The organism is Streptomyces sp. NPDC046862 (assembly GCF_040704615.1).
In the GTDB taxonomy this organism is placed as follows: Bacteria; Actinomycetota; Actinomycetes; order Streptomycetales; family Streptomycetaceae; genus Streptomyces.
The window spans coordinates 22,694-29,024 of sequence record NZ_JBEYXP010000091.1 but is presented as its reverse complement, the minus strand read 5'-3'; the positions used below and the strand labels follow the sequence as shown (position 1 = coordinate 29,024).

General features: G+C 67.7%; 5 protein-coding genes. 2 read left to right on the top strand and 3 right to left on the bottom strand.

The features are described 5' to 3' along the window. The first annotated feature begins 541 nt into the window (after positions 1-541). Positions 542-670: a hypothetical protein gene (locus AB0959_RS50670; protein ID WP_366833784.1), complete on the top strand. Its 129-nt coding sequence runs from the start codon at positions 542-544 to the stop codon at positions 668-670. Positions 671-962: 292 nt separating this feature from the next. On the opposite strand, the gene AB0959_RS50665 is transcribed toward AB0959_RS50670, so the two are convergent. Further along, positions 963-2,837, bottom strand: coding sequence for a pentapeptide repeat-containing protein (locus AB0959_RS50665; RefSeq protein ID WP_366833783.1), 1,875 nt, complete (start codon positions 2,835-2,837; stop codon positions 963-965). A gap of 191 nt (positions 2,838-3,028) precedes the next feature. Here AB0959_RS50665 and AB0959_RS50660 point away from each other — a divergent pair, with 191 nt between their 5' ends. Next, positions 3,029-4,621 carry an ISL3 family transposase gene (locus tag AB0959_RS50660; RefSeq protein ID WP_366833782.1) on the top strand — a complete coding sequence of 531 codons (1,593 nt, stop codon included), beginning with the start codon at positions 3,029-3,031 and terminating at the stop codon, positions 4,619-4,621. Between the two features lie 140 nt (positions 4,622-4,761). Here the strand turns inward: AB0959_RS50660 and AB0959_RS50655 are convergent, their stop codons facing one another. Next, entirely contained in the window at positions 4,762-5,973 is a 1,212-nt protein-coding gene (locus AB0959_RS50655) for a sigma-70 family RNA polymerase sigma factor (RefSeq protein WP_366833787.1), read from the bottom strand. Positions 5,974-5,984: 11 nt separating this feature from the next. Then, entirely contained in the window at positions 5,985-6,329 is a 345-nt protein-coding gene (locus tag AB0959_RS50650) for a YciI family protein (protein WP_366833781.1), read from the bottom strand. Between the last annotated feature and the right edge of the window lie 2 nt (positions 6,330-6,331).

Sequence of the window (6,331 nt, the reverse complement as noted above, 5' to 3'; positions counted from 1 at the left end):
TTGCGCCTGGCCAGGCGGTAGTCGGACCTCTCATCAGCGCATCCAACGGCGCCTCCCGGGCCCGGTGACACCACCCCCAGGTCATCCGTTCGACAAGGGGGAACAGTCATGCCGGGCCCGGAGGCCAGCGGTCCCCTTGCAGGACCGCGAAGAAGATAACGGGGGTGGTGACCCACACGCGGCCGTCCTCGTCGGGACGATCGATGATCCGCCCCAGGGGTGCGGCATGTCGGTGCGGTTCCACTCCGGGATGTCGATGAGGTAGATGCCGGCTCGGCCTTGTCGTACGCGTCGAGCGGGCCGGTGTGCAGGAGCTTGTTCGGAGCGAGGGAAGGGCGGCTTCGGCCAGTTCCAGCGCCGCCGTTCCCCCAGCGGCCGCCGAGAGCCCCGGGCTCGCCGGGCTGTCGGCGCGCTCGAAGGGGGGCGGCTCCGGCGTCGAGGAAGCGGGCCTGGAGCAGATCGGGCTACAGGTATGCCGAGCCGATCGTGCCGAAGTCTCGCTCCGTTACGGTCACTTGGACCTTGGCCGGGTCCGGTCGCGGTGAGCGTCACCACGACGTCGGCGTCCAGGAGTCCCAGGAGCGCGGAGTCGTCGCTGTCCACGACTGCCAGCACCGGTATGGGACTGCTCCGCTTCCAGCGCATCATCGACGAGCGCCGTATGCGGTGAGGGCAGCCTGGACTTCACCGGCTAGGGTCCTCCAGCGCTGCCAGGCCTCTTCGTACGTCTCAGTCTGCTCTGGCGGCCACGGGTTCACTGTGCTGGCGCTTCCTGAATTCGGGCACCCTTGCTCGTCGCCCTCACTTAGTTGTGGGCTCAACCAGAGGCCGGACGGATTTGCTTCACCGACACCAGCCCTCGCACGGGGTGGGAAGACGCGACGAAATACGCCTACGGGATGACAGGATCCGGCGGTCAACGGGGTCGCCCAGTCAGCACCTCTGCTGCGCCCGGCGGGCACTTACCGTTTCACCCGGCCTCGGATCGCAAGGAAAGCGAGGCCGAGCAGGACAGGCTCCGTCAGGCGGGAGGCCATCTCGGTGTAGGTGCCGACGGTGGTCAAGTCCTGGCTGGAGGAGCGGAAGATCACCGAGTTGATGACGACCCGCAAGGACTTCTCGCACCGTTCGGTCGACAGGCGCTCCGCGTAGGGACCGTCGGGGTTGACTGGATCGGGCGTGTCGGTCGTCATCATGATGCTGCGGCCGGTGAGGGTGCCAGTGCTCTGCGGCTTCGGGGCGTCCTGCGGCAGACCCCACAGCATCATCAGCAGCACGGTGATGCCCATAGCCAGCAGCAGCCAGCTCAGGGCGCGGGAGGCTCGCAGCCCGTACCCGGAGACAGCCCAGTACGCGGCGAGCAGGGCCCGCTCGGCGCGCGGAGTGCTGTGGTCGTGGCGGCGCATCTCCATCTCGCCGTAGTAGAAGTCAGCCGCCCCCGGTTCGTCCTTTCCGTCCTCGAAGGCCTTGCGTAGCTGCCGGTACACCGGCGCCAGCGCGGCCGGCGTCAGCGCCCTCTCCCCTTCCGGCGCAGGCGTCCAGCCGTCTGCCGCGGTGCCACGGGCGGCGCGCCAGTGCTGCTCTTCGGCCAGCGTCCGGCGCGGCGTCCAGCGCGTCGGCAGCCAACCGCGCCGCCGCACGCCGGAGGGAGCTCTGGCCAGGGGGCACCGCCCCTCCATCCGCAACTGGTCAAGATGGATGGTCCCGGCGAACAGGCAGTCGGTGAGGTCAACGTCGGTGAGCACCAGGTGCACAGCATCCACTCCCCGCAGCGAGGTGACCCGCACGCGGGCGTCCGTCAGGCCTGATTCGGCCATATCCTCGCCGCCTATGGTGATGGGCTGGGAGCGGGCGGCGATGCTCACCGGATATTCCACGACCGCGTCGCTCAGGTCGACAGCGGCGTACCGCAGGCGCAGCGCAGCGGTGGAGGTCCAGCGCGTCCGCTGGCAAAGCAGGACCGCCGCTGCCGCCTCAATGGTCACGGCGGTCCCGAACACAGCCCCGGAGAGGTCCAGGGCACGCTCGCACGTGAGTGGCCCCAGATGCGCAGCGCGGTCGAAAACCGCTCTTCGGAACCAGGCGTTGTCGCGGAACTCCGTACCGTTGAAGTCTGCGTCGTCGCCGAACGTCACGTGGTCGAAGAAGGCGTGGTCGCCGAACTTGGCATCATCGAATATGGCGCTGCCTGTGAACTTCGCGGAAATGAACGTGGCATGGCTGCTGAACTTGGTGCGGTCGAACCAGGCGATGGCGTGGAACGTCACAAGGGTAAATTTGGCCTCACCGCAGAACTTCGTGTGGCGGAACCAAGTGTCGTCGCCGAAGGTCGCTCGGTCGAACCTGGCCTCGCCACGGAACACTGCATCCTGGAATCTGGCGGGACCGGTGAACTCCGCATCGTTAAACCGGGCGAGGGTGCGGAACTCTGCATCCTCGAAATTGGCAGTGCCTCTGAACTCCGCTCGACTGAACCAGGCGTCGCCGCAGAACTCTGCGAGGGGAAACACGCCGTCATTGAACACTGCCTCCTCGAACCTTGAAGTGCCCAAGCGGGGCTTGCGCTGCCCTGGGTCGCCAACCACGAGCGCGCGAAGTAGTTCGATCAGCAGTTCCCGGGTGAAGCGGGTGCCACGGTGGTCGAGGTCGGCGCCGGGTTGGAGGCTCGCGAGGTAGGAGGAGCGGTCGGCGTCGCTGAGGTGAGCCAGGCATTCGGCATACGGGTCGACCCGGCGGCCGCCGCAGCCGACCAGATTGCCTGACGGGTCGGCATCGTGCTCACACTGCGGCCAGTTGGGGGCGCCATTGGTGGACGCGGCAGGTGTGGTGGCAGTCATGCCGGGAGGGTACGCGCGGCAGGCGCACCGGCCGAGCCTTCGGGAATCGTCAAGCTTTCAGCGGGATCCCGCGTATCGCGCGGACAGGTTCAGCGACTCAGCCAATCACGTCGGTTCCCCTGGGGACAAGAGCAGGTCTGGGTAACGGCTTGAGCACGGCTGGGGAATTCCAAGGTTCTGTCAGCGATCTCGTGAACGTCGAGGTCAAGCTGCTGTTGAACGGGAATCCGCCGGTCATGGGGGCTGCGTGCTTATCGCCCGAGGGCGTGTTCTTTCCCGGGACGACGGGGGTGCGGGTTGAGAGTGTGGAGGTGCTTGCTGAGGGGACCTCGGTCCTGGTGTCCAGCGCATGCTCGTGGAGATCATGTCCGGACTACGGTATCCCGTCCCGTCGGGTGCACAGCCGCTATGGTCGGCAGTTGGACGACCGGCCCATAGCCGGCAGGCCGGTGTTGGTCAGGCTGATCGCGCGCCGGTTCTTCTGCGACAGCCCAACCTGTCTGAGGCGCACGTTCGTTGAACAGATCGACGGCGTGACCGAGCCCTACCAGCGAGCCAGCTCCGGCCTACGCGTTTGGTTACGCGCAGTCGCGGCCGAGCTGGGCGGGCGGCCTGGAGCACGGCTGTGCCGGAAACTCGCCGTCCCCGCAGGGCGGATGCGACTGCTGCGGCACCTGCATGCCCAGTCGGTCCCGGACCGGGCGCCGCAGGTGCTCGGCGTCGACGAGTTCGCCTTCCGCCGTGGCCGCCGCTACGGAACCATCTTGGTCGACGTCGAGAGGCACCAGGTCGTCGACGTCCTGCCGGACCGTACCTCCGAGACACTGACCGCATGGCTGCGCGAGCACCCCGGCGCCCAGGTCGTGTGCCGAGACCGGGCCAGCGCCTATACCCGCGCCATCAAGGAAGCCGCCCCCAACGCCACCGAAGTGGCCGACCGCTGGCATCTGCTGCGCAATCTCTCCCTCGCGGTTGAACAGGGCTGCCACCAGCACCGCGCCTGCCTGCGTAAATACGCCGAACACAAGCAACACAGCCAGGCCGTTCAGCCCACCCTGGATCTCCTGCCGACCACGCTGATCGTGGACCGTGTCCGGCGACGCCACGAGGAAATCAACCACATGGTCGAGACCGGCTACCCGATCAGCGAGATCGCCCGCCGCCTTGGCATCGACCGCAAGACAGTCCGCCGCTACCGCGACACCGACCTCGACGTCCTCCTCGCCTCCGCCCGCGACCGCCGGAACGTGCCCCTGGACCAGTTCAAGCCCTACCTGCAAGCCGAGTTCGCCGCCGGTCACACCAACGCCGCGGATCTGTACCAGCAGATCTGCGAACAGGGCTTCCAGGGCGGCTACTCGACGGTCTCCCGCTTCGTGCGCACCCTGCGTGACGGCACAGCCGTCCCGGCGCCGACCTCCGTCCCCAGTCCACGCACCATCAGCAGGTGGATCATGCGCCCGCGCGACACGCTGTCGCCTCGTCACGCCGCTGAGCTGGAGCAAGCCCGCCTCGCCTGCGCGGACATCACTGAGGCGTGCAACTTTGCTCGTGCATTCACTGACCCCGATCCGCTCCTTCGCCAGCTTCCTCCGCCAGGACTTCGACGCCGTCACCGCCGGACTCACGCTGTCCCACAGTTCCGGCGTCGTCGAAGGGCATGTCTGCAGAGTCAAGCTCCTCAAGAGAAGCATGTACGGCCGAGCTTCCTTCGCACTCCTGAGAACCCGCATCCTCACACGGTCCTGACCTCGACGTTCACGAGATCGCTGACAGAACCTTGAAATTCCCCATCCTGCGCTCAGGGACTCCCCAGAGCTGCTCAGGTCATTCCCCAGCCTGCACTTCCTGGACGCACGCGTGCTCGGCCCCGGCGACCGTCGACCAGGCGAGTTTGGTATGGGGTTCGCCCGCCGCAGCACGGTCACCCAGATGTGTCTCCGAGCTGGCTGCGCCGGGCGGTCAGGTAGGCGTGTTCCGCCTGGTTGCCGGTGAGTGAGGCTGCGGCGTCAAAAGCCTGCTGGGCCTCGCTGGTTCGCCCGAGGCGGGCGAGGAGGTCGCCGCGGATTGCGTGGAACAGGTAGAAGGTTTGGAGGTCCAGGTCGTCTACCAGCCGAAGTGCCGCCGCGGGGCCTTCGACCTCGGCGAGGGCAACCGCGCGGTTGAGTGTGACCACCGGGCTGGGGTCGAGTTGTGCGAGTTGATCGTAGAGCGCGACGATCTGCGTCCAGTCGGTGACCGGGTCGGTGTGCACGGCATTTATCGCGGCGAGCAACTGGAAGCGGCCAGGTTGGTTGCGGCGCAGGCAGGCGCGCACGATCGACCTGCCCTGGGCGATCAGGTCGGCGTCCCACCGGGAGCGCTCCTGGTCAGCGAGCCGCACGAGAGCTCCGTCGGCGTCGGTGCGGGCAGGGCGGCGCGCCTCGGTCAGCAGCATCAGTGCGAGCAGTCCGGCTGCCTCCGGCTCGTCGGGCATGAGCTCGACCAGAAGGCGGGCCAGTCGGATCGCTTCGACGCACAGGCCGCCCCGGGCGAGTTCTGCGCTAAAGGTGGCGACGTAGCCCTCGTTGAAGATCAGGAAGATTACCGCGAGTACCGCGTCGAGGCGTTCAGGCAGGTCCGCCTCGTATGGAACCCGGTAAGGGATGTGTGCGTCCCGTATCTTCGCCTTCGCCCGCACAAGCCGCTGCGCCATTGTGGTTTCGGGCACGAAGAAGGCGTGGGCGATCTCAGCTGTAGTGAGCCCGCCCAGCAGGCGCAGGGTGAGTGCCACCTGGGCGGGGCGGGCCAGGGACGGGTGGCAGCAGGTGAATACGAGTCGCAGACGGTCGTCCGGCACGGCCCCTTCCTCGACTGATGTGGCTGCCGGGGCGTTGATGAGAGCGGCCTCGGCGTGCTTGTGCGCGCGGGAGCCCTCGCGGCGAAGGTGGTCGATGGCCCGGTTGCGGGCGGTGGTGATGATCCAGCCGGCCGGGCTGGGTGGGGCGCCGTCGACCGGCCATTTGACCAGCGCGGTCTCGAAGGCGTCGGCGACCGCGTCCTCGGCCAGGCCGATGTCGCCGAGCCCGCGCACGAGTACAGCAACGGCTCTGCCGTACTCGGCGCGGAAGACGGCCGCAATCTCCTGCGGCGTCATCGAGGTGGCGCTCAAAACGGTTCGACGTCCTGGAACGGGCGGACCTCGATCGGCAGCGTAGTGGCGGCTGCCGCCTTGCGGCCCCAGGCAAGGGCCGCGTCGAGGTCGGCCGCGGTGATCACCCACAGACCGCCGATGTGCTCCTTGCCTTCGACGTACGGGCCGTCGGTGAACATGCCGTCGGCCCGCACCACCGTCGCGGTGCCAGGCGCGTGAAGGCCGCCGGTGAACACCCATGAGCCGCTCTCGCGCAGCTCCTCGTTCAACCGGTGAATGTCGGCGGTGATCTGGGCCAGGAGCTCGGCGTCGGGTGGTGTGCCGTCCGGCTGGTAGATCGAAAGCAGGTACTGCGGCATGG